21 protein-coding genes are annotated in these 22,094 nt (G+C 63.9%); 15 read left to right on the forward strand and 6 right to left on the reverse strand.

Going from position 1 to position 22,094, the window contains the following annotated elements; genetic code table 11:
- The first annotated feature begins 317 nt into the window (after nt 1-317).
- On the forward strand, nt 318-1,619 hold the full coding sequence (locus PVA39_RS20445; RefSeq protein ID WP_274125600.1) for an OprD family porin: 1,302 nt from the start codon (nt 318-320) through the stop codon (nt 1,617-1,619).
- 39 nt (nt 1,620-1,658) lie between these two features.
- On the opposite strand, the gene PVA39_RS20450 is transcribed toward PVA39_RS20445, so the two are convergent.
- The gene (locus tag PVA39_RS20450; protein ID WP_274125601.1) at nt 1,659-2,987 is read right to left on the reverse strand and encodes an MFS transporter; all 1,329 of its coding nucleotides are present in this window, start codon (nt 2,985-2,987) and stop codon (nt 1,659-1,661) included.
- A 364-nt stretch (nt 2,988-3,351) separates the two neighbouring features.
- On the opposite strand from PVA39_RS20450, the gene PVA39_RS20455 reads away from it, so the two are divergent.
- Complete coding sequence (locus PVA39_RS20455; RefSeq protein ID WP_274125602.1) at nt 3,352-4,416, forward strand: aromatic ring-hydroxylating dioxygenase subunit alpha; 1,065 nt, start codon at nt 3,352-3,354, stop codon at nt 4,414-4,416.
- Nucleotides 4,417-4,474: 58 nt separating this feature from the next.
- Complete coding sequence (locus PVA39_RS20460) at nt 4,475-5,422, forward strand: PDR/VanB family oxidoreductase (protein ID WP_274125603.1); 948 nt, start codon at nt 4,475-4,477, stop codon at nt 5,420-5,422.
- A gap of 283 nt (nt 5,423-5,705) precedes the next feature.
- Here PVA39_RS20460 and PVA39_RS20465 read toward each other — a convergent pair whose 3' ends face one another.
- The 5 genes from PVA39_RS20465 to PVA39_RS20485 are packed head-to-tail and all read right to left on the reverse strand — an operon-like array spanning nt 5,706 to nt 9,033.
- Nucleotides 5,706-6,179 (reverse strand): GNAT family N-acetyltransferase, encoded by a 474-nt coding sequence (locus PVA39_RS20465; protein WP_274125604.1) that lies wholly within the window; start codon nt 6,177-6,179, stop codon nt 5,706-5,708.
- Nucleotides 6,172-6,885, reverse strand: coding sequence for a GntR family transcriptional regulator (locus tag PVA39_RS20470; RefSeq protein WP_147177523.1), 714 nt, complete (start codon nt 6,883-6,885; stop codon nt 6,172-6,174). The genes PVA39_RS20465 and PVA39_RS20470 overlap by 8 nt, the downstream gene beginning before the upstream one ends.
- Entirely contained in the window at nt 6,885-7,694 is an 810-nt protein-coding gene (locus tag PVA39_RS20475) for a hypothetical protein (RefSeq protein WP_274125605.1), read from the reverse strand. The genes PVA39_RS20470 and PVA39_RS20475 overlap by 1 nt, the downstream gene beginning before the upstream one ends.
- Nucleotides 7,695-7,737: 43 nt before the next feature.
- Nucleotides 7,738-8,127: a DUF4345 domain-containing protein gene (locus PVA39_RS20480; RefSeq protein WP_274125606.1), complete on the reverse strand. Its 390-nt coding sequence runs from the start codon at nt 8,125-8,127 to the stop codon at nt 7,738-7,740.
- A 39-nt stretch (nt 8,128-8,166) separates the two neighbouring features.
- Nucleotides 8,167-9,033, reverse strand: a complete 867-nt coding sequence (locus PVA39_RS20485; protein WP_274125607.1) for a helix-turn-helix domain-containing protein — start codon at nt 9,031-9,033, stop codon at nt 8,167-8,169.
- A 139-nt stretch (nt 9,034-9,172) separates the two neighbouring features.
- On the opposite strand from PVA39_RS20485, the gene pobA reads away from it, so the two are divergent.
- The 12 genes from pobA to dctM all read left to right on the forward strand — a co-directional run bounded on the left by pobA (nt 9,173) and on the right by dctM (nt 21,872).
- Nucleotides 9,173-10,357 (forward strand): 4-hydroxybenzoate 3-monooxygenase, encoded by a 1,185-nt coding sequence (pobA, locus tag PVA39_RS20490; protein WP_274125608.1) that lies wholly within the window; start codon nt 9,173-9,175, stop codon nt 10,355-10,357.
- Between the two features lie 56 nt (nt 10,358-10,413).
- Nucleotides 10,414-10,848 carry a DUF411 domain-containing protein gene (locus PVA39_RS20495; RefSeq protein ID WP_274125609.1) on the forward strand — a complete coding sequence of 145 codons (435 nt, stop codon included), beginning with the start codon at nt 10,414-10,416 and terminating at the stop codon, nt 10,846-10,848.
- 26 nt (nt 10,849-10,874) lie between these two features.
- The gene (gene ypfJ / locus PVA39_RS20500; RefSeq protein ID WP_274125610.1) at nt 10,875-11,741 is read left to right on the forward strand and encodes a KPN_02809 family neutral zinc metallopeptidase; all 867 of its coding nucleotides are present in this window, start codon (nt 10,875-10,877) and stop codon (nt 11,739-11,741) included.
- A 105-nt stretch (nt 11,742-11,846) separates the two neighbouring features.
- The gene (gene rfbB, locus PVA39_RS20505; RefSeq protein WP_274125611.1) at nt 11,847-12,914 is read left to right on the forward strand and encodes a dTDP-glucose 4,6-dehydratase; all 1,068 of its coding nucleotides are present in this window, start codon (nt 11,847-11,849) and stop codon (nt 12,912-12,914) included.
- Nucleotides 12,911-13,780, forward strand: coding sequence for a glucose-1-phosphate thymidylyltransferase RfbA (rfbA, locus tag PVA39_RS20510; protein WP_274125612.1), 870 nt, complete (start codon nt 12,911-12,913; stop codon nt 13,778-13,780). Before rfbB ends, rfbA begins: the two co-directional genes overlap by 4 nt.
- Nucleotides 13,780-14,325, forward strand: coding sequence for a dTDP-4-dehydrorhamnose 3,5-epimerase (rfbC, locus tag PVA39_RS20515; protein ID WP_274125613.1), 546 nt, complete (start codon nt 13,780-13,782; stop codon nt 14,323-14,325). Before rfbA ends, rfbC begins: the two co-directional genes overlap by 1 nt.
- Nucleotides 14,322-15,191, forward strand: a complete 870-nt coding sequence (gene rfbD, locus PVA39_RS20520; protein WP_274125614.1) for a dTDP-4-dehydrorhamnose reductase — start codon at nt 14,322-14,324, stop codon at nt 15,189-15,191. Before rfbC ends, rfbD begins: the two co-directional genes overlap by 4 nt.
- Before the next feature lie 114 nt (nt 15,192-15,305).
- Nucleotides 15,306-17,123: a sensor histidine kinase gene (locus PVA39_RS20525; protein WP_274125615.1), complete on the forward strand. Its 1,818-nt coding sequence runs from the start codon at nt 15,306-15,308 to the stop codon at nt 17,121-17,123.
- A complete protein-coding gene (locus tag PVA39_RS20530) occupies nt 17,120-18,505 on the forward strand; it encodes a sigma-54-dependent transcriptional regulator (protein ID WP_274125616.1) in 1,386 nt (461 codons plus the stop codon). The genes PVA39_RS20525 and PVA39_RS20530 overlap by 4 nt, the downstream gene beginning before the upstream one ends.
- 327 nt (nt 18,506-18,832) lie before the next feature.
- On the forward strand, nt 18,833-19,825 hold the full coding sequence (dctP, locus tag PVA39_RS20535; protein WP_274125617.1) for a C4-dicarboxylate TRAP substrate-binding protein DctP: 993 nt from the start codon (nt 18,833-18,835) through the stop codon (nt 19,823-19,825).
- A 137-nt stretch (nt 19,826-19,962) separates the two neighbouring features.
- A complete protein-coding gene (locus PVA39_RS20540; protein WP_274125618.1) occupies nt 19,963-20,589 on the forward strand; it encodes a TRAP transporter small permease in 627 nt (208 codons plus the stop codon).
- Complete coding sequence (gene dctM, locus PVA39_RS20545; protein WP_274125619.1) at nt 20,589-21,872, forward strand: C4-dicarboxylate TRAP transporter large permease protein DctM; 1,284 nt, start codon at nt 20,589-20,591, stop codon at nt 21,870-21,872. Before PVA39_RS20540 ends, dctM begins: the two co-directional genes overlap by 1 nt.
- Nucleotides 21,873-22,094: the final 222 nt, after the last annotated feature.

A 22,094-nucleotide genomic window follows, 5' to 3' on the forward strand; every position in this document is an offset into this window, starting at 1 on the left:
TTTATTGTTGTTGTGGTCGCTCGCAGGGCACCGATAGGAGCAGCCTGCGAAGCCTGAAAAAAGATTAACAAAGATAATGGATAACGAAAGTAATCCAGCCTGACCGCCTAATTCGGTGATAACCGAGACGCATCAATCACTTAGCTGAGAATTTTTATTAACTTACAAAATAATTAAATTATTTAACGTTCGATTATCGAGCAAAGCGAATTGACCACCCGCCATTGCCTTTCCATTCTCGCCCCACGCAACGCAACCAGCGCTGCCTCCACCGCCCGCATCGGCGGGGCGAAAAACAACAATAAAAGGACAATGACATGCACAACCTCCGGGCGCTCGATTCCCGTTCACTTCGCCGCGGCTCACTGACCAGCCTGCTGCTGGCACCCGCCCTGTTCGCCGGCCACGCCCTGGCCGACGGCTTCGTCGAGGGCAGCAGCGCCAAGCTGACCACCCGCAACTACTACATGGATCGCGACTACAAGGACGACGGTGCCAAGTCGGCGGCCCGCGAATGGGCCCAGGGTTTCATCCTCAAGATGGAGTCCGGCTACACGCCGGGTGATGTCGGCTTCGGCCTGGACGTCACCGGCCTGCTGGGCGTGAAGCTGGACTCCTCGCCTGACCGCAGCGGCACCGAGCTGCTGCCGGTTTCCGCCAGCAGTGGGCGGGCTGCGGATGAATATTCACGCCTGGCGCCGACCGCCAAGATTCGCGCCGGCAAGAGCGTGCTGAAGGTCGGCGACGTGTCGCCGTTCCTGCCGTCCATCGTCGCGAGCCCGGCGCGACTGCTACCGCAGAGCTTTCGCGGCGCTTACCTGCAGTCCATGGATATCGAGAATCTGACCCTCAATGCCGGCTACCTCGACCGCATCAATCGCCGCGACTCCACCAACTACCAGGCCATGACGGTGGCCTCACCGAACCGACGCTTCAACCCGGCGGCAGAAAGCTCCCACGCGGCGTTCTTCGGCGGTGACTACCAGCTCAGCAAAGGCCTGAAGCTGCGCGCCTACCACACCTCGGTCGCCGACCTGTACCGCCAGGAATACTTCGGTCTGCTGCACGAGCTGCCAGTGGGGCCTGGCTTGTTCAGCACCGACCTGCGCGCCTTTATCAGCAACGAGGATGGCAGCGCCAAGGCCGGCAAAGTGGATAACCGCAATCTCGCCGCTCAGTTCGCGTATGCCATCGACGGCCATCGCTTTACCCTCGGTTACATGCACCAGAGCGGCGACACGGCCAAGCCGTATATCTCGGGCACCGAGTCGATGGTGATCAGCGAGATGGCGATGAGCTCGGACTTCCTCAACCCCAAGGAACGTACCTGGCAGGCGATCTACGACTATGACTTCGCGGCTGCCGGCCTGCCCGGCCTGAAGACGCGCCTGCGCTACCTGCGCGGCGACAACATCGAACTGCCGACCCTGGGCGGCGCGGACCTCAAGGAACGTGAACTGCAGATGGAGATCGGCTATGTGATCCAGAGTGGCACCTTCAAGGGCGTCGGCCTGAAGGCGCGGCATTCGATCTATCGCAACGATTTCGCTGCCGGCGCAGCCTTTCGCGACGAAAACCAGACCCGACTGCATATCGACTACACCCTGGCGCTCTGGTGAGGGAGCGGGCGCGAGGACCAACCTCGCGCCCGTTGCGGGTCAGGCCTGAGCCGACGTCATCTGCTGCGGCTTCTGGGCCGGCAACAGGGTCAACAACAGCACCGCAGCAGCCACGAACACCAGGGCGAACCAGGTGTACAGCTGCAGCGGCTGCCAGCCGTCATCGAGCATCAAACCGGCCACGGTCGGCGACAGGATCGCCCCACCGCGACCGATACCGATCGCCCAACCTACCCCGGTCGCCCGCACCGACGCGCCGTAGATCAACGGCGACAGCGCATAGAGGCCAGCGACGCAGCCATTGGAAAACAGCCCGATCAGCAGGCCCATGCCCAGCGCCGCGGTAAACGAGGAGCCCAGGCCGGTGAAGATCACCAGCAGCACGGCGGTGATCAGCATGAAGCCGGCCAGCACCCGCGCCAGGGAAAAACGCGCCGACAACAGCCCCAGCAAGGTCGCGCCGAAGATACCGCCGATGCTCAGCAGCACACCGCCAGTGACGCCTTGCTGCACGGACAGGCCGGACTGGGTGAGCAGCTTGGGCGTCCAGCTCATGATGAAGTAGAAGCCGAACATCACCAGGAAGAACAGTACCCAGATCAGCAGCGTGCTGCGCCGTTGCTCGGGGTCGAACAGCCGGGCGAAGGCACCGCTGTTGCCGTGGCCACCGACCGGTAACGCCGGCAGTGCAGCCAAGCTCGGCCGGTCCAGTTTCGCGGCCAGGCGGTTGACCCGATCCAGCGCCTTGGCCGGCTGCCGGGAGAGCAGGAAGTCCAGAGATTCGGGCAGCCACAGCAACACCGGCACGATGGCTGCGAAGGTCATCAGGCCGCCGGCGAAGAACACCGAGCGCCAGCCCCAGTGCGACAGCAGCCACACTGCCAGCAGACCACCGAAGGTGGCGCCCAGGGCATAACCTGTGGATTGCAGGCTGACCGCCAGGCCGCGCCAGCGTTTGCTGGCGTATTCGCTGGCGATCACGTTACTACTGGCCAGAATGCCGCCGATGCCCAGCCCGGTCAGGCCACGCAGCAGCGCCAGCTGGGTGGGCGTCTGGCTGAGCGACGAAAGCAGCATGCCAGTGCCGGAAATCACCAGACACAGCAGGATCAGCGGGCGCCGACCAATGCGATCGGCCCAGGGCGCGATGAACAGCGAGCCCGCCGCCATGCCGAGCAACCCGGCGCTGAGCAGCATGCCTAGTTGCGCGCCGCTCAGCGACCAGTCGGCGGCCACCGACGAGGCCGTAAAGGCCATCACCAGCACATCGAAGCCGTCGATCATGTTGAGCACGACGCAGACGGCTATGGCGACCCACTGGAAGCCGCGCATCGGCCCCTGGTCGACGACTTGCCTGAGGTCGCTCATCGCGCACCTCCTGCAACCACTGCTGGATAAACAAGGAACGGCCTGCCACAGGCGGCAGCCGAGGGGAATGGACGAATAATCATCGGCGCAGATCCTGAATTGTTTTTATGGAACAGCCGTCGTAACCGTTGCAGAAATGGATCCAATGTTCAATCCATGCTGGCAGCGTCGTGGCGCCGAATCCGGTCCGCAGTCGCGTCGAGCCCGTACCGTTCAAGGCCTTGCATAATCGGGAAGCCTTGAAGAATACGTTCGCTGATCGGACGGTTTGTTTTATTAACTATTTTTCCGAACCACCCTTGACAGTAGGCTGATTAAAAACCAACCATTGGATCCAATAACTCCAACAATAACCGAGGTCGTCATGTACCCGAAAAATGCCTGGTATGTAGCCTGCACCCCCGACGAAATTGCCGAGAAGCCTCTGGGCCGGCAGATCTGCGGGGAAAAGATCGTCTTTTACCGTGGCGCCGAAGGTCGGGTCGTCGCCCTCGAGGATTTCTGCCCGCACCGCGGCGCGCCTCTGTCGCTCGGCTATGTCGAGAACGGCAACCTGATCTGCGGCTATCACGGCCTGGAGATGGGCTGCGAGGGCAAGACCGTATCGATGCCAGGCCAACGAGTGCGCGGTTTTCCCGGCATTCGCGCCTTCGCGGCGGTGGAGCGCTATGGCTTCATCTGGGTGTGGACCGGCGATCAGGCACTGGCCGATCCGGCCACCATCCATCATTTGGAATGGGCGGAAAATCCCGACTGGGCCTACGGCGGCGGGCTGTTTCATATCAACTGCGATTACCGCCTGATGATCGACAACCTGATGGACCTGACCCACGAAACCTACGTGCACGCCTCCAGCATCGGCCAGAAGGAGATCGACGAAGCGCCGCCGGTCACCAAGGTCGAAGGCGATGAGGTGATCACCAGCCGCCATATGGAAAACATCATGGCCCCGCCCTTCTGGCGCATGGCGTTGCGCGGCAACGGCCTGGCCGACGACGTGCCGGTGGACCGCTGGCAGATCTGCCGCTTCAACCCACCCAGTCACGTGATGATCGAAGTCGGTGTGGCCCACGCCGGTCATGGCGGTTACGAGGCGCCAGCCGCGGTCAAGGCGGCCAGCATCGTGGTCGATTTCATCACCCCGGAGAGCGAAACCTCGATCTGGTACTTCTGGGGCATGGCGCGCAGCTTCAAGCCCGAGGACCAGGCACTGACCGACAGCATTCGTGAAGGCCAGGGCAAGATTTTCAGCGAGGACCTGGAGATGCTCGAACGCCAGCAGCGCAACCTGCTCTGGCAGCCCGAGCGCCAGCTGCTCAAGCTCAACATCGACGCTGGTGGCGTGCAGTCGCGACGCATCATCGACCGCCTGCTCGCTGAAGAGCAGGCCCTCGCCGCCCAGAAAATCGACGTCCGCCAGGTCGGCTGACCCCTGCCCGTCGCGCGCCGCCCAGGTGGCGCGTGCCAGCCCTTACGAGAGCGCCACCATGATCGACGTCATCGTCACCGCCATTGAGCCCCAGGCCCAGGACATTCTCAGCTTCGACCTGGCCCGTGCCGACGGAGAACCGCTGCCCGCCTTCAGTGCCGGCGCCCATATCGATGTGCACCTGCCGGACGGGCTGATCCGCCAGTATTCGCTGTGCAACCACCCCGAAGAACGGCACCGCTACCAGATCGCCGTGCTGCGCAGCGCCGATTCGCGCGGCGGCTCCATCGCCATGCACGGCCTCGAGCAGGGCGTGCGGCTGCGCATCAGCGAGCCGCGCAACCTGTTCCCCCTGCAGCACGATGCCAGGCGCCACCTGCTGATGGCCGGCGGTATCGGCATTACCCCGATCCTGTGCATGGCCGAACGCCTGAGCCACACCGGCGGCGATTTCACCCTGCACTACTTCGCCCGCTCGGAGCCGCAAGCCGCCTTCGTCGAGCGCCTGCGTCAGTCACCGTTCGCCAACCGCGTGCACCTGCATTTCGACAACGGCGAGCCGAGCAAACGCCCCGACACCGCCGCGCTTATCGGCCCGGCTCAGGCGCAGACACACCTGTACGTCTGCGGCCCAAGCGGTTTCATGGAGCATGTGCTGGGCAGCGCCCGCGATCTGGGCTGGGCCAACGACAACCTGCACCGCGAGTATTTCAGCGCCGAGGCCGATGATCAGCCGAAAAGCGGTTTCGAGATCCAGCTGGCCAGCAACGGCGAGGTGCTGCAGGTGCCGGAAGGCGTCAGCGTGGTGGAGGTGCTGCGCGGCGTCGGCGTGGAGATTCCGGTGTCCTGCGAGCAAGGCATCTGCGGCACCTGTCTTACCCGCGTGCTGGAGGGTGAGCCGGATCATCGCGACCTGTTTCTCACCGAGGATGAGCAGGCCGCCAACGACCAATTCACGCCGTGCTGTTCAAGGGCGAAAAGCGCGCGGTTGGTGTTGGATATATGAGCGCCTACTCACGATCTTTTGTCTTCAAGCAGAAAGCGGCCGGCGAGCAAAGCTTTGTGGGAGAGGCTTTAGCCTCGATTTGCCTGACCAGGCGTAAAGCGCTCGCGGCTAAAGCCACTCCCACGAGATCGCGAACTGCCGCTTTCGCCAAGTCGTGGTCAAAATAGATAAAGCGCGGCAGGAGGATCGTGAATAGGTACTGAGACACCCAAAGAAATTCGGGTGCGGACGCTTCGCCGGCATGGCCCGCTCCCACAGGTGCGGGACAGATAACTGGGTCAGCTCAAGAAAATCCGTAATCGAGTTGGCGGGCCATCACCAGAGTGCGCTCATCGCCTTCGACGACTTTACGCACAACGGCATAGCCAAGCGCCTTATAGAACGGCACAGCCGTCAGTGAGGCCGGAACCCGCAATTGCTGCACACCAGCTGCCAGGGCAACACCTTCGATATGCCTCATCAGCGCCTTGCCCACTCCACGCCCCTGCATCTCTGGTAGCACGAACACCGACCTCACCACATCCCCAGCCAGGCTGGCGGTGGCAACCACACGCTCGTCATCGAGCGCGACGAACACCTGCCGTGATTTCATCAGCCCACGCACACCGCCAGCATCGAAATTGGCCGCCACTCGCTCGATCACCTGCGACGGATAATCCGCGGCATTGCTGAGCCTTAAGGTCTGCACGATGACCCTGCTGATGGCTTCGGCATCCGCCTCCCGGGCCGGGCGGATCGCCCACTGCACCTCAGCCATCGCGCAGGATCGTCATCGCGGCTTCACCCGTTTCATCGCTCTGCATCGCCCGGGCGTAACGCATGGTGGCGTTGGCGTGCTCGCGCATGATGCCTTCGGCGCGCGCGCCCTGCCCGTTGACCAGGGCGTCGTAGACGGCGTGGTGCTGCATGTGGGCAAAGCTGAAGCGCCGGTACTCGCGCGCCATGTCGTTGCCATCCACGGCCAGGGAGCTGACCGAGGCGAACGGCAGGTGATCGTTGCGCGACAGCGCCACGGCGATGGCGCTGTTGCCACTGGCCTCGATGATCGCCTGATGGAAGCGTTTATTGAGGTCGTGGTAGATCTCCAGTTCCTCCATCACCACATGGCCCTTGTCGAACAGCTGATCGCCCTCCACCAGGCAGGCGTATAAGCGCTGCCGAGTGTCGTCACTGAGGCCGCGTTCGGCGGCCTGGCGTGCAGCCAGGCCCTCCAGCACGCCGCGCACTTCCACGGCGCCGGCGATATCGTCGTCGGTCACCGCTCGCACCGTGTAGCCCCGGCCCGGCGCCTTGCACAGCAGGCCTTCCTGCTCGAGGGTACGAAAGGCGATACGGATCGGCGTGCGCGATACCTGCAACCGCTCGGCGGTAGGGATTTCAGCGATGCGCTCGCCCGCCGCCAGCTCTCCCGAGGCGATCATCTGCCGTAGTGCCGCCAGCACCCGCTGTCCGGATTTGTACATCACGACTTGTGCTCCAGCTGAACCCGATCAAGCGCTCGGCGGGCTGCCTTGCCGTAGCTTCGATTATCGACAAGACGCTCGATAGCGGCCCGCGCCGCTGGAAGCCGTCTGTTTTGCTCCAGCAGAGAAAAGGCAGCGCTCTGAAACAGCACATAACGCTCCTGCTCGATGATCGACAGGGCAAAGTCGATCTCATCAGCGCCTAGGGTCTGTTGCCGTTTCAACGCGAGCCGCGTTGCCGCGAGAAATCTCGCCAGGCTAGGCGGAGGACGCAGGGAATGGTTGTTCCCTTGCCAAGTCCTCCAACGACGCATGGCGAGATTTCCCGCGCAACCCGAAGGGCCGGGCCCGTTTTGCCGCGACGCTGCGTTTCTCGCCGACTCATTTAGCCAGCTAAACTTCGCGGCTCGTGCCTTGCTTCGCGGCAAAACGGGCTCCGGCGCGGCCGTGCGTGAAATGGCAACAGACCCTAGCTCGAGCAATGCCAGGCTATGGATGCAATTGACGATCAGGCTGTCATCTTCGCTGTCGCCGGCATTTATGAGCTGGATAAGTGCGTTGCGGATGAACGCGTCATCGTAATCACCCCGATAAAGACCCAGGATCTTCGCCGCCTCGATCCTCACGTCATCATTCCGATCACCGGTCACGACACTGAGCATGAAGGTCGCCAGCGACTGATCGAGCGGCTGCTGGAACTCACGCAAGAAGCACTGCTTGGCGCCATCATCGAGTGAATGAAAGTGATCGACGAGCGCCTGGGAAGCCTGCATATCCATCTCGCTAAACATGTATTCGGGATGCGTCATCGTAAAACACCGCACGCCGCTGAAAAGAGCACATCCGGTAACTTCATCGATCCGCGCGCCATCGCTGCAGTGCCCAGCCGGCCAGGCCGGCGGACACCACTTCGAACAAAATCGCCCACAGGTTGAAGGTCTGCTGCGCACCGCCATCGAGCCACAGGCCGGCGATGCGCCCCAGCGCCAGACTGGCGTAGAGCACCAGCAGCAGGACCAGAGCCGGGCGGGTCAGCTCGGGCCGCCACAGGGCCAGGGCGAGAAACACCGCCAGGCCGACCGGCAGGGCGCCGTACTGGGCACGCACGTCGGTGACCGCGGACGACTCCATCAGCAGCATGCCGCTGACCGCGCCCATTTCCTGGGGCCACAGAAAGTAGGCGCCGCCGAAGCCGGCGAGCAGCAGCAATTGCACAACGAGAACTAGACGAGCAACGGGCATGGCTTGGTCCTCCGGGCACGTGGGCGCAGCATAGGCCACTCAGCGCTGTTGCCGGAAGGCGCTGGGCGTCAGCCCGGTAAGGCGTTTGAAGAACCGCGAGAAATACGCCGGCTCGGAAAACTGCAGGGCATCAGCGATCTGGCTGAGGGTCATCGACGAGTACACCAGCAGGCGCTTGGCCTCCAGCAACTGGCGCTGATGCACCAGAGCCTGGGCGCTCTGCCCGGCGTAGCGACGGGTCATGCTGTTGAGGTGCGCGGTAGTGATGCCCAGGCGCCGGGCGTACTCCTCGACCGACAACTGCTCGCGAAAATGCTGCTCCACCAGACGGTTGAACGCCGCCAGATGCTGCTCGCCCCGGGCCGGTCGCTCAGCGGCCTGACGCCCCAGCACCTGGCGGCCGAGCCACACGGCGATCATGCCGATCAGCGACTGCAGCAGCAGGTTGCGCGCCGGCGCGCTCTGCCCGTATTCGCGGTCGATGGCATCGAACAGGCCATCCAGGTAGGCGCGGTCGCCGCCGACCGGATACAGCGCCGAGGTGCTGAACACCGGGTGCTGAGCGCCGAGCTGCGCTTCCAGCTGCGCCACCAGCGGCGCCGCCAGGGTCAGCACGTAGCCGTCGACATCATCAGAAAACTGGAAGCCGTGCACGCATAACGGCGGCAAGACCTGCAGCGCCACGTCGTCGATGCGCGATTGCACACCTTCCACCTCGATCAGCGCCGAGCCCTGGCGCAGGTACAACAGCTGCAGCAGATCGGGATGACGGTGCGGCTCAATCACCCAGTCGTGCAGGCGGCTGCGCTTGGGAATCGACTCGCAATGCAGCAAGTCGGGCGTCGGCCACTCCAGGGCATCGCCATACAGCTTGAATGCCGGTACGCCGACCTGCTGCTGACTCATGACGACTCCTGGAAAAGTGGCCGATAGGCGAACAGAGTTTATGAAAGTCCAAGTAAACGACGTGAATTTGCCTTATCCGCCAGCCCACGCCAATCAAAAATACAAGCACAAAGGTCCACACAACAATATCGAGGACACCATGAAAACCTCCGTCGCCATCATCGGGGCCGGCCCCTCCGGCCTGCTGCTCGGTCAACTGCTGCACAACGCCGGTATCGATACCGTGATTCTCGAACGCCAGAGCCCCGACTACGTGCTCGGCCGCATCCGTGCCGGCGTATTGGAGCAAGGCATGGTCGACCTGCTGCGCGAGGCGGGCGTCGGTGCGCGCATGGATCGCGAAGGGCTGGTGCACGATGGCTTCGAGCTGGCCTTCGACGGCCGCCGCGAGCGGATCGACCTCAAGGGCCTGACCGGCGGCAAGACGGTGATGATCTACGGCCAGACCGAAGTCACCCGCGACCTGATGGAGGCCCGCGCAGCGAGTGGCGGCGTGACCCACTACGAGGTCAGCGATGTACAGCTGCACGACCTCAAGGATGGCGCGCCTTACGTCACCTACCAGAAAGATGGCCAGGCGCACCGCCTGGATTGCGATTACATCGCCGGTTGCGACGGCTACCATGGCGTGTCCCGGCAATCGATCCCCGCCGACACCCTCAAGGTATTCGAGCGCGTCTACCCGTTCGGTTGGCTCGGCGTACTGGCCGACACCCCGCCGGTGGCCGAGGAGCTGATCTACGCCAGCCACCCACGCGGCTTCGCCCTGTGCAGCATGCGCTCGCCGACGCGCACCCGCTATTACGTGCAGGTCGGCCTCGACGAGCAGGTGCAGGACTGGTCCGACGAGCGTTTCTGGGATGAGCTGAAATCGCGCCTGCCGGCCGACACGGCGGCCAATCTGGCCACCGGGCCATCCATCGAGAAAAGCATCGCGCCGCTGCGCAGCTTCGTGGTCGAGCCCATGCAGTACGGCAAGCTGTTCCTGCTCGGCGACGCCGCCCATATCGTGCCGCCCACCGGCGCCAAGGGTCTCAACCTCGCCGCCAGCGACGTCAGTACCCTGTACCGCATCCTGCTCAAGGTGTACGGCGAAGGCCGCACTGACCTGCTGGAGCGCTACTCGGCGATCTGTCTGCGGCGCATCTGGAAGGCCGAGCGCTTCTCCTGGTGGATGACCAGCCTGCTGCACAACTTCCCGGATACCGACGCCTTCACCGCGCGCATGCGCCAGACCGAGCTGGATTACTTCGTCGGCTCCGAAGCCGGGCGCACCAGCATCGCCGAGAACTACGTGGGGCTGCCCTACGAGCCCATCGAATAGGCAGATAATCCCTTGAGGGCGCTATGCTCGCGAAATCTTCCAGGAGGATTTACGTCATGCGCCCACTGCTTCTTGTCGCCGGCCTGTTGGCCGGCTTCGCCCAGGCTGCCGAGCCACTGAGCATCGATGTGCACCGTGATGCCAACTGCGGCTGCTGCAAGGGCTGGATCAGCCACCTGCAGGCCAACGGTTTTCAGGTCAACGACCATATCGAGACCGACATGCACGCCGTCAAGCAGCGCCTCGGCGTGCCCGAGCGCCTGGGCTCCTGTCACACCGCGGTGATCGACGACAAATTCGTCGAAGGTCATGTGCCGGCCGCCGATATCCTAAAACTGCGCGAACGACCCGACTTGCTCGGCATCGCCGCCCCCGGCATGCCCACCGGTTCGCCAGGCATGGAGCGCGGCAACATTCGCGATGCCTATCAGGTGATTGGATTGGACGCACAAGGTGGCGAAAGCGTGGTCAGTAGTTACCCGGGCAACTGATTCGCCCCCATTGAAAGGATATCGCCATGCGCTGGAAACGAGCTCGCCGTAGTGACAACGTGGTGGATGCCCGCGGCGGCGGTGGCGGCATGCGCTTTGGCGGCGGGCGTGGCCTGAGTCTCGGCGGCATCGCCATCGTGGTGGTGGTGGGCTTGTTGATGGGCCAGGATCCGCTGCAGATTCTCGGCCAACTGACCGGGCAATCAGGCGGCTACACGACGACCCAGGCGGATCGCCCCGCTGCCAACGACGAGCAGTCGGAGTTCGTGCGCGCGGTACTCGGCGACACCGAAGACACCTGGCGCGCCATCTTCCAGACCAACAGTCGCCAGTACCAGGACCCGAAACTGGTGCTGTTCGACGGCGGGGTGAATTCCGCCTGCGGCTTCGCCAGCTCGGCGGTCGGCCCCTTCTACTGCCCGGGCGATCGGCAGGTCTATCTGGACCTGAGTTTCTTTCGTGACCTGGAACAGCGCTATGGCGCGGCCGGCGATTTCGCCCAGGCCTATGTGATCGCCCATGAGGTCGGCCACCATGTGCAGACGCTGCTGGGTGTCTCCGCCAAGGTCGATGCAGCGCGCCAGCGCGGCGAGAACCTGGAGGGCGCCAACGGCCTGCTGGTACGCCAGGAATTGCAGGCCGACTGCCTGGCCGGCATCTGGGCGCATCACGCCCAGCAGCGCCTCGACTGGCTCGAACCCGGTGACCTGGAAGAAGCCCTGAACGCTGCCAATGCCATCGGCGATGATCGCCTGCAGCAACAGGCGCGCGGCCACGTGGTGCCGGACTCCTTCACCCACGGTACCTCGGCGCAGCGCGTGCACTGGTTCACCACCGGGTTCGACACCGGCAAGGTAAGCGCCTGCGACACCTTTTCCAGCGCACGGCTGTAAGCCGCCAGCCCTGACGTTGCAGGATTAACGTCAGGGCTGGAGCGCTGTACGCAAAAGTGCTCGGGCGGGCATACTTCACTCTTTTAATGGCTGGGCACTGTTCACATGCGCATTCTCGTTACCGGCGGCGCCGGCTTTATCGGCTCAGCTTTGATCCGTCACCTGATCAACGATACCGATCATGAGGTGCTCAACCTCGACAAGCTGACCTATGCCGGCAACCTGGAATCGCTGCGCGAAGTCGAGAAAGACCCGCGCTATCGCTTCCTGCAGGCCGATATCGGCGACCAGCCTGCGGTAAGCGAGGCGCTGGAGAGCTTCCAGCCCGACGCCATCATGCACCTGGCGGCCGAGTCCCATGTCGACCGCTCCATCGATGGCCCGGCGGCATTCATCCAGACCAACATCGTCGGCACCTATGCGCTGCTCGAGGCCACCCGCGCCTACTGGTCGAAGCTGGACGAGCCACGTCGCCAGGCGTTTCGCTTCCACCATATTTCCACCGACGAGGTGTATGGCGACCTGCACGGCGTCGACGACCTGTTCACCGAAACCACGCCCTACGCACCCAGCTCCCCCTACTCGGCGAGCAAAGCGGCCTCGGACCATCTGGTGCGCGCCTGGCAACGCACCTACGGCCTGCCGGTGCTGCTGACCAACTGTTCGAACAACTACGGCCCGTATCACTTCCCGGAGAAGCTGATCCCGCTGGTGATCCTCAACGCCCTGGATGGCAAGGCGCTGCCGGTGTACGGCAACGGCCAGCAGGTACGCGACTGGCTGTTCGTCGAGGACCACGCCCGCGCCCTGTTGCAGGTGGTGAGCCGTGGCGCGGTCGGCGAGACCTACAATATCGGCGGCCACAACGAGCAGAAGAACCTCGACGTGGTGCATGCCATCTGCGACCTGCTCGACGAGCTGCAACCGCGTGCGGCGGGCTCCTACCGCGAGCAGGTCACCTTCGTCACCGACCGCCCCGGCCACGACCTGCGCTACGCCATCGACGCCAGCAAGATCGAGCGCGAGCTGGGCTGGACGCCGGCGGAAACCTTCCCCAGCGGCCTGCGCAAGACCGTGCGCTGGTACCTGGACAACCTCGACTGGTGCCGCCGCGTACAGGACGGCAGCTATCAGCGCGAACGGCTCGGCGCCCCCAGGGAGCAACAAGCATGAAAGGCATCATTCTCGCCGGCGGCTCCGGCACCCGCTTGCACCCGATCACCCTGGGCCTGTCCAAGCAGCTGCTGCCGATCTACGACAAGCCGATGATCTACTACCCGCTGTCGGTGCTGATGCTCGCCGGCATCCGCGAAATCCTGGTGATTTCCACGCCCCATGACCTGCCACAGTTCAAGAAGCTGCTCGGTGATGGCAGCCAGTTCGGCCTGCAACTGAGCTATGCCGAACAGCCGGAGCCGGACGGCCTGGCGCGCGCCTTTATCATTGGCGAAGAGTTCATCGGCGATGACTCGGTGTGCCTGATCCTCGGTGACAACATCTTCCACGGTCAGCACTTCACCGAAAAACTGCTGCGCGCCGCCGCTGCCGACAAGGGCGCCACGGTATTCGGCTACTGGGTGCGCGACCCCGAGCGCTTTGGCGTGGTGGAATTCGACGCCCAGGGCCAGGCGATTTCCATCGAGGAAAAGCCGGCCCAGCCACGCTCCAGCTATGCCGTCACCGGCCTGTACTTCTACGACAACGATGTGATCGAGATCGCCAAGGCGGTCAAGCCCTCGCCGCGCGGCGAGCTGGAGATCACCGACGTCAACAATGCCTACCTGCAGCGCGGCGATTTGCGCGTGGAGCGCTTTGGCCGCGGCTTCGCCTGGCTCGACACCGGCACCCACGACAGCCTGCTGGAAGCCTCGCAGTACGTGCAAACCATCGAGCACCGCCAGGGTCTGAAAGTCGCCTGCCTGGAAGAGATCGCCTACGGGCAGGGCTGGATCGACCGTGACTGCCTGCTGCGCCAGGCCAAGGCGTTCGGCAAGACCGGCTATGGTCAGTACCTATTCAGCCTCGCCAAGGACAACTGATGCACATTATTCAAACCGCCATCCCCGATGTTCTGATACTCGAACCCATGGTGTTCGGTGATGAGCGCGGCTTCTTCTACGAGAGTTTCAATGCCCGCGCCTTCAGCGAAGCTACCGGCCTGAACCCGAACTTCGTGCAGGACAACCACTCGCGCTCGCAACAGGGCGTGCTGCGCGGGCTGCACTATCAGGTCGAGCAGGCCCAGGGCAAGCTGGTGCGCGTCACCGCCGGCGAGGTGTATGACGTCGCCGTGGATCTGCGCCGTCAGTCGCCAACCTTCGGCCAGTGGGTTGGCACCCACCTGTCCGCCGACAACAAACGGCAGATGTGGGTGCCCGAAGGCTTTGCCCACGGCTTCGTGGTGCTCAGCGAGTTCGCCGAGTTCCTCTACAAGACCACCGACTATTACGCCCCGGCCTTTGAGCGCTGCATTCGCTGGGACGACCCGAAACTGGCCATCGACTGGCCCCTGCAAGGTGAGCCCAGGCTGTCGGCCAAGGACCAGCAGAGCCTGCGCTTCGACGAAGCGGACGTGTTCCCATGAAGATCCTTCTGCTCGGCCAGAACGGCCAGGTCAGCCGCGAGTTGCAGTTGTTGCTCAGTCAAGGTCACGAATTGATTGTGCTAGGCCGCGAACAGCTCGACCTCGCAGACATCGATAACCTGCGTGAAGCGGTTCGCCGCCTGCAGCCAGAGCTGATCATCAATGCTGCTGCCCATACCGCGGTCGATGCTGCGGAGAGCGAGCCGGAGGCTGCCTTCGCCATCAATGCTACCGCGCCCGGCGTACTCGCCGAGGAAGCTGCGGCGCTGGACGTACCGCTGATCCACTACTCCACCGATTACGTGTTCGACGGCAACAAAGCCAGCGCCTACGACGAGGACGATGCACCAAATCCTCTGGGCGTCTATGGCCGCAGCAAGCTGGCCGGTGAACAGGCCATTGCCGCGGTGGGCGGCAAGCATCTGATCCTGCGCACCAGTTGGGTGTATTCGCTGCATGGGCGCAACTTCCTGCTAACCATGCAGCGCCTGCTGCAGGAGCGCGAGCAGCTCAGCGTGGTGGCCGACCAGGTCGGCGCACCGACCTGGGCCGGCAGCATCGCCGCCGCGACGGTGCAGTTGATCGAGCGCTGGCAACAGCAGCAGACCGCGATCTGGGGCATCTATCACTTCAGCGCACGCGGTGAAACGTCCTGGTTCGGCTTTGCCGAGGCCATCGCCGCGCAGCTGCAGGCGCAAGGCAAAACCGTTGCGCAGCTCAAGCCCATCGCCACCACCGAGTACCCGACGCCTGCCAGGCGCCCGCTCAACTCGCGGCTCGATTGCTCGCGCCTGGAGCGCGACTGGGGCGTGCGCCTGCCGGACTGGCACGACGGCCTGCTCGAGTGCCTGAACGCCCCGCGCTGACGCCGCCTGCAGCCCGGGTCGAGCGCAGCGATACCCGGGTACGGCAGTCCCGCCGGGCTATCTGGCGCCGGGCGTATGCGGTCATAATGGCACGGTCTTTCCGGCGCCCACTCGATGAACACGATTCCCACCACCATGCCCAAACGCCCCCGCTGGCGTAGCCTGGCTCTTTTGGCCCTGCTGCTGGCGCCGCTGCTGTGGCCGCTGCAGTTCGCGGCCGAGCGCTACTACCGCACCGAGCTCACCGAGCAGAATCGGCAGACCCTCGACCTCTACGTCGCCAACCTGCTGGGCACCCTGCGACGCTACGAAGTGCTGCCGCCTATTCTCGGTGACCTGCCAGGCCTGCGCACCGTGCTAGCCACGCCGGGCGACGAAGCGGCCCAGGCCGCCGCCAACCAGCTGCTCAAGCGCGTGCGCCAGCAGACCGGCGCCGACGTCATTTACCTGATGAGCCCCCAGGGCGAAACCCTGGCTGCCTCCAACTGGGATCAGCAGGACACCTTCGTGCGCGGCAACTTCGCCTTCCGCCCCTACTTCCAGGAGGCCCTGGCAGGGCGATTGGGGCGCTTCTTCGGCCTCGGCACCACCTCCGGCAAGCGCGGCTACTACTTCGCCTCGGCGGTGTACGACGGCGAGCGCAAGATTGGCGTGATGGTCATCAAGGTCGACCTCGATCACACCGAAAGCCTGTGGGGCAACACCCCGGAACAGCTGCTGGTGACAGACGGCAATGGCGTGGTGATCCTGACTTCGCGACCCGATTGGCGCTTTCACGCCAGCCGACCGCTGGACAAGGCCGAGCGCGCTTCCATCGCCGCCATCCAGCCCTACCCGACCCAGGCACCACCGCCCCTGCAACTGGACCCCGAGGCCTGGCTGACCCAGAGCCGGGTGCTCGATGAAACAGGCTGGAGCGTCAGCATCCTTGCCCCGCGGCTGGTGCTCGACCGCGCGGTGCGCACCGTGGTGACCATTGGCGGCGGCACCCTGCTGCTACTGATCCTGCTGCTCGGCCTGTTGATGCAGCGCCGGCGACACTACCTGGACCGCATCGCCCTCGACACCCGTGCCCGCCAGGAGCTGGAACAGCGCGTACAGGAGCGTACCCAGGATCTGGAGCGCCTCAACAGCCGCCTCAAGCAGGAAGTGCTGGAGCGCGAGCAGGCCCAGCAGGAATTGGTGCAGGCCCAGGACGAACTGGTCCAGGCCAGCAAGCTGACCGCCCTGGGCACCATGAGTGCGAGCATCAGCCACGAACTCAACCAGCCCCTGGCGGCCATCCGCAGCTACGCCGAAAACGCCGGCGTGCTGCTCGACCACGAACGCACCGAGGACGCCCGCGGCAACCTCAAGCTGATCAGCCAGCTCACCGCGCGCATGGCCTCGATCATCGCCCATCTGCGCGCCTTCGCCCGCCGCGACCGCCACGCACCGGAAAGCGTGGCCCTGCAGCCGGCCATCGACGATGCCCTGGCACTGCTGGCAAAACGCCGGCGGGCCATGGACGTCGAACTGATCCGTGACCTGCCCGACGCCACACTGTGGGTGCAGGCTGGCGAAACGCGCCTGCGCCAGGTGCTCAGCAACCTGCTGGCCAATGCCCTGGATGCCCTGGCCGAGCGCCCGCAGCCACGGCGTATCTGGATCAGCACCGAGCTGCAGGGCGATCTGCTCGAGCTACACCTGCGCGACAACGGCCCCGGCTTTTCGGAAAGCGCCTTGGCCCACGCCCGCGAACCTTTCTTCACCACCAAGACCAGCGCCCAGGGCCTCGGCCTGGGCCTGGCGATCTGTGACACCCTGATGCGCGCCCTGGGCGGCGAATTGCTGTTCGCCAACCATCCCAAAGGCGGCGCGCACCTGATCCTGCGCCTGCGCACCGCCGACAACGGCGTGAACATCCAGCCGCCCGAGGACATCACCGTATGAGCACCATCGACGCCAACACCCAGGTTCTGCTGATCGACGACGACCCGCACCTGCGCCAGGCCCTCAGCCAGACCCTGGACCTGGCCGGCCTCAAGGTCGCCACCCTGGCCGATGCCAAGGGCCTGGCCGAACGCATCGAGCGCGACTGGCCCGGCGTGGTGGTCAGCGATATCCGCATGCCCGGTGTCGATGGCCTGGAATTGCTCAAGCAGCTGCACGAACAGGATCCGGACCTGCCGGTGCTGCTGATCACCGGTCACGGCGACGTGCCCCTGGCCGTACAGGCCATGCGCGCCGGTGCCTACGACTTCCTTGAGAAACCCTTCGCCAGCGAAGACCTGCTGGAAAGCGTGCGCCGTGCCCTGGCCCTGCGCCGCCTAGTGCTCGATAACCGCAGCCTGCGCCTGGCCCTGGCCGACCGCCAGCAACTGTCCGGCCGGCTGGTCGGCAATTCGCCGGCCATTCAGCGCCTGCGTGAGCAGATCGGCTCCCTGGCCGGGATCAGCACCGACGTACTGATCCTTGGTGAGACCGGCGCCGGCAAGGAAGTCGTGGCCCGCGCCCTGCACGATCTGTCCAGCCGCCGCGACGGTCCCTTCGTGGCGATCAACGCCGGCGCCCTGGCCGAGTCCGTGGTGGAAAGCGAGCTGTTCGGCCACGAGCCCGGTGCCTTCACCGGTGCCCAGAAGCGTCGTATCGGCAAGTTCGAATTCGCCAACGGCGGCACGCTGTTTCTCGACGAAATCGAGAGCATGAGCCTGGACGTGCAGGTCAAGCTGCTGCGCCTGCTGCAGGAGCGCGTGGTCGAACGCCTTGGCGGCAACCAGCTGATCCCACTGGATATCCGCGTGATCGCCGCCACCAAGGAAGACCTGCGTACCGCCGCCGACCAGGGGCGCTTCCGCGCCGACCTGTATTACCGTCTCAACGTCGCGCCGCTGCGCATCCCGCCGCTGCGCGAACGCGGCGAGGATATCCTGGTGCTGTTCCAGCATTTCGCCAATACCGCCAGCGCCCGCCACGGCCTGCCGCAACGGGAACTGCAACCCGGACAACGCGCCATGCTGCTGCGCCATTCGTGGCCGGGCAATGTGCGTGAGCTGCAGAACGCCGGTGAGCGCTTCGCGCTCGGGCTGGATCTGGGCCTGGAGCAGAGCATCGACAATCAGCTGCAAAGCGCCCCGCTGACCGGCAGCCTCAGTGAACAGGTGGAAGCCTTCGAGCGCGCACTGATCGCTGCCGAGCTGACCCGCAACCACAGCTCCCTGCGCAGCCTGGCCGAAGCCTTGGGCGTGCCGCGCAAGACCCTGCACGACAAACTGCGCAAGCACGGCCTGAATTTCGCGGATGCTGGCGGAAGCTCGCCAGAGGATATCGACTGATAAGCGGATTTTTGCCGATTCAATTCGTCACTCGCCGCAATCCGCAACTACGCGCGCTGTAACAGGTTTGCAGCGCAATTTCGGGATTATCGACAGCGCCATGAATGGTAAGGCTTTGCGCGTGGCGCAAAGCTGTACTGCGCACTTCTCATGCAGAGTGGCACAACGCTTGCTAACCTGCTCATCAAGCGAAAAACAAGTACAAGTCCAGGTCAAATCGCTGCCAACCGATCCGCCGCACCAGCGGCAATCCTCGACTTGCTCTTGTTTGCTCGTTTCGCGCCTCGGCGCCCCAACACGATACCCAACAACAAGAGGAAGCATCGTATGTTCAAATTCACTGCCAAGGCGCTCGCGTGCGCCCTGTCGCTGAGCATCGCCGGCCTGGCCCACGCGGCCGACCCGATCACCATCAAGTTTTCCCACGTCGTTGCCGAGCACACGCCGAAAGGCCAGGGCGCCATGCTGTTCAAGAAGCTCGCCGAAGAGCGTCTGCCGGGCAAGGTAAAGGTCGAGGTCTACCCGAACTCGTCGCTGTTCGGTGACGGTAAGGAAATGGAAGCGCTGCTGCTCGGTGACGTGCAGATCATCGCCCCGTCCCTGGCCAAGTTCGAGCAGTACACCAAGCAACTGCAGGTATTCGATCTGCCGTTCCTGTTCGACGACATGGCTGCAGTTGATCGCTTCCAGAAAGGCCCAGCCGGTCAGAAGCTGCTGACCTCCATGACCGACAAGGGCATCACCGGCCTGGCCTACTGGCACAACGGCCTGAAGCAGCTGTCGGCCAACAAGCCGCTGCTTGAGCCTAAAGACGCCCGTGGTCTGAAATTCCGCGTACAGGCATCTGCCGTACTGGAAGAGCAGTTCAAGGCCGTGCGCGCCAACCCGCGCAAGATGAGCTTCGCCGAGGTTTACCAGGGCCTGCAGACTGGCGTGGTCAACGGTGCCGAGAACCCGTACTCGAACATCTACAGCCAGAAGATGCACGAAGTGCAGAAGTACATCACCGAGTCCAACCATGGTCTGCTGGACTACATGCTGATCACCAACACCAAGTTCTGGGACGGTCTGCCGGCTGACGTGCGCGACGAACTGAGCAAGATCGTCGCCGAGGTCACCGTCGAGGTGAACAAGCAGGCTGACGCCCTCAACGAAGGCGACAAGAAGCGCATTCAGGAAGCCGGCACCACCGAAATCCTGACCCTGACGCCCGAGCAGCGCAACGAATGGCGCACCGCCATGCAGCCGGTGTGGAAGAAGTTCGAAGGCGAGATCGGCGCTGACCTGATCAAAGCCGCGCAGGACGCCAACAAGCAATAAGGCCGGAGAGCCGTAGGGTGGGCGGCGCACTGCAGCGCTGACCCACCACGATGCCCGCGACGGGCATCAGTTCCTGTTGCACGCGGTGGGGCGGCTTGCGCCCCACCCTACGCCCTTTCCATTCGGGAGAATCATCCATGAACGCCTTGCGGCGCGTCTGGGAGCACTTCGAGGAAGGCTTCATCGCTTTCCTTCTGGCAGCCATGACGCTGATCACGTTCGTCTACGTGATCCTCAACAACCTGTACACCGTCTTCTACTGGCTCGGTGACACCTTCAGTGGCAACGAAACCCTGCTGGGAATCGGCGACTTCATTCTCGACCTGGCCCAGGGCATGACCTGGAGCAGTGCATTGACCAAGGCCCTGTTCGGCTGGCTGATCTTCTTCGGCCTGGCGTACGGCGTGCGCACCGCCGGCCACATCGGCGTCGACGCATTGGTCAAGCTCGCCCCGCGCGGCGTACAGCGCATCATTGGCGTGATCGCCTGCTTGTGCTGCCTGGGCTACGCCGGCCTGATCGCCGTCGGCAGCTTCGACTGGGTCAGCACCCTGCTCAAGGCCGGTATCGGCGCCGAAGACCTCGGCCACTACGGCATCAAGCAATGGCATATCGGCATGATCGTGCCGTTCGGATACGCCATGGTGTTCATCCGTTTCACCGAGATTCTCGTGCGCATCCTGCGCAACGAACAAACCGGCCTCGGCCTGGCTGACGAAGCCGCCGACGCGCTGAAAATCAACGAGCATGAGGAGGCCAAATAATGACCGTCCTGTTCCTCTTCCTGCTGCTGTTCCTGCTGATGTTCATCGGCGTGCCAATCGCCGCGTCGCTCGGCCTGGCCGGCTCGATCACCATCATGCTGTTCAGCCCCGACTCGGTGCGCTCGCTGGCGATCAAGCTGTTCGAAACCTCCGAGCACTACACCCTGCTGGCGATCCCGTTCTTCCTGCTGTCCGGCGCCTTCATGACCACCGGTGGCGTGGCCAAGCGCCTGATCGACTTCGCCAACGCCTGCGTCGGTCACATCCGTGGCGGCCTGGCCATCGGTGCGGTACTGGCGTGCATGCTGTTCGCCGCGCTGTCCGGCTCCTCGCCGGCCACCGTAGCGGCCGTGGGCTCCATCGCCATCGCCGGCATGGTGCGTTCCGGTTACCCGCAGGCGTTCGGCGCCGGCATCGTCTGTAACGCCGGTACTCTGGGCATCCTGATTCCGCCGTCGATCGTGATGGTGGTGTACGCCGCCGCCACTGAGCAGTCGGTGGGCAAGCTGTTCATGGCCGGCGTGATACCAGGCCTGCTGCTGGGCCTGGTACTGATGGTGGCGATCTATATCGTCGCGCGCATCAAGAAATTGCCAGCCCTGCCACGCGCCAGCTTCCGCGAGTGGCTGCGCGCCGCCCGCGAGGCGTTCTGGGGTCTGCTGCTGATGGTGATCATCCTCGGCGGTATCTACACCGGCATGTTCACTCCGACCGAGGCCGCGGCCGTGGCGGCGGTGTACGCCGGCTTCGTCGCTCTGTTCGTGTACAAGGATCTGAAGGTCCGTGATTGCCCGAAGGTGCTGCTGGAGTCCGGCAAGCTGACCATCATGCTGATGTTCATCATCGCCAACGCCATGCTGTTCGCTCACGTGCTGACCACCGAGCAGATCCCGCAGGCCATCACCGCCTGGGTGGTGGAACTCGGTCTGCAGCCCTGGCAGTTCCTGCTGGTGGTGAACATCGTGCTGCTGGTGGCCGGTGCCTTCATGGAGCCGTCGGCGATCATCCTGATCCTGGCGCCGATCCTGTTCCCGATCGCCATGCAGCTGGGCATCGACCCGATCCACCTGGGCATCATCATGGTGGTGAACATGGAGATCGGCCTGATCACGCCGCCGGTGGGGCTGAACCTGTTCGTCACCTCGGCGGTGACGGGGATGTCGCTGACCGCGGTGATCCGCGCCGCCATGCCGTGGCTGATGCTGCTGCTCAGCTTCCTGATGATCATCACCTATATCCCGGCCGTGTCCATGGCCCTGCCGAACTGGCTGGGCATGACCTGACGGCGCATCCGTGAGGATTCACCCGTGAAAAGAAGCCCGGCCCAGTGCCGGGCTTCTTCGTTTCAACGGTTGTGCACAGGAACGGTGCCCCAATCCCGGATAACGGGTAACCTTGTATCCAGTCGTGACTTGCGGGTCATGAATCGCGTCAGCATAGGCACCTGAAAAGTCATCATGGCGCCTTCTTCTTGATAAGAAAGCGCGCCGCGCTCGACCCGCTGA

It is taken from the genome of Pseudomonas sp. CNPSo 3701, from assembly GCF_028674975.1.
Taxonomy (GTDB): domain Bacteria; phylum Pseudomonadota; class Gammaproteobacteria; order Pseudomonadales; family Pseudomonadaceae; genus Aquipseudomonas; species Aquipseudomonas straminea.

Bases quoted from the DNA above. Each gene is read 5' to 3' on its own strand.
- PVA39_RS20445 (WP_274125600.1), top strand. From the start codon at position 318: ATGCACAACCTCCGGGCGCTCGATTCCCGTTCACTTCGCCGCGGCTCA.
- PVA39_RS20450 (WP_274125601.1), bottom strand. From the start codon at position 2,987: ATGAGCGACCTCAGGCAAGTCGTCGACCAGGGGCCGATGCGCGGCTTC.
- PVA39_RS20455 (WP_274125602.1), top strand. From the start codon at position 3,352: ATGTACCCGAAAAATGCCTGGTATGTAGCCTGCACCCCCGACGAAATT.
- PVA39_RS20460 (WP_274125603.1), top strand. From the start codon at position 4,475: ATGATCGACGTCATCGTCACCGCCATTGAGCCCCAGGCCCAGGACATT.
- PVA39_RS20465 (WP_274125604.1), bottom strand. From the start codon at position 6,179: ATGGCTGAGGTGCAGTGGGCGATCCGCCCGGCCCGGGAGGCGGATGCC.
- PVA39_RS20470 (WP_147177523.1), bottom strand. From the start codon at position 6,885: ATGTACAAATCCGGACAGCGGGTGCTGGCGGCACTACGGCAGATGATC.
- PVA39_RS20475 (WP_274125605.1), bottom strand. From the start codon at position 7,694: ATGACGCATCCCGAATACATGTTTAGCGAGATGGATATGCAGGCTTCC.
- PVA39_RS20480 (WP_274125606.1), bottom strand. From the start codon at position 8,127: ATGCCCGTTGCTCGTCTAGTTCTCGTTGTGCAATTGCTGCTGCTCGCC.
- PVA39_RS20485 (WP_274125607.1), bottom strand. From the start codon at position 9,033: ATGAGTCAGCAGCAGGTCGGCGTACCGGCATTCAAGCTGTATGGCGAT.
- pobA (WP_274125608.1), top strand. From the start codon at position 9,173: ATGAAAACCTCCGTCGCCATCATCGGGGCCGGCCCCTCCGGCCTGCTG.
- PVA39_RS20495 (WP_274125609.1), top strand. From the start codon at position 10,414: ATGCGCCCACTGCTTCTTGTCGCCGGCCTGTTGGCCGGCTTCGCCCAG.
- ypfJ (WP_274125610.1), top strand. From the start codon at position 10,875: ATGCGCTGGAAACGAGCTCGCCGTAGTGACAACGTGGTGGATGCCCGC.
- rfbB (WP_274125611.1), top strand. From the start codon at position 11,847: ATGCGCATTCTCGTTACCGGCGGCGCCGGCTTTATCGGCTCAGCTTTG.
- rfbA (WP_274125612.1), top strand. From the start codon at position 12,911: ATGAAAGGCATCATTCTCGCCGGCGGCTCCGGCACCCGCTTGCACCCG.
- rfbC (WP_274125613.1), top strand. From the start codon at position 13,780: ATGCACATTATTCAAACCGCCATCCCCGATGTTCTGATACTCGAACCC.
- rfbD (WP_274125614.1), top strand. From the start codon at position 14,322: ATGAAGATCCTTCTGCTCGGCCAGAACGGCCAGGTCAGCCGCGAGTTG.
- PVA39_RS20525 (WP_274125615.1), top strand. From the start codon at position 15,306: ATGAACACGATTCCCACCACCATGCCCAAACGCCCCCGCTGGCGTAGC.
- PVA39_RS20530 (WP_274125616.1), top strand. From the start codon at position 17,120: ATGAGCACCATCGACGCCAACACCCAGGTTCTGCTGATCGACGACGAC.
- dctP (WP_274125617.1), top strand. From the start codon at position 18,833: ATGTTCAAATTCACTGCCAAGGCGCTCGCGTGCGCCCTGTCGCTGAGC.
- PVA39_RS20540 (WP_274125618.1), top strand. From the start codon at position 19,963: ATGAACGCCTTGCGGCGCGTCTGGGAGCACTTCGAGGAAGGCTTCATC.
- dctM (WP_274125619.1), top strand. From the start codon at position 20,589: ATGACCGTCCTGTTCCTCTTCCTGCTGCTGTTCCTGCTGATGTTCATC.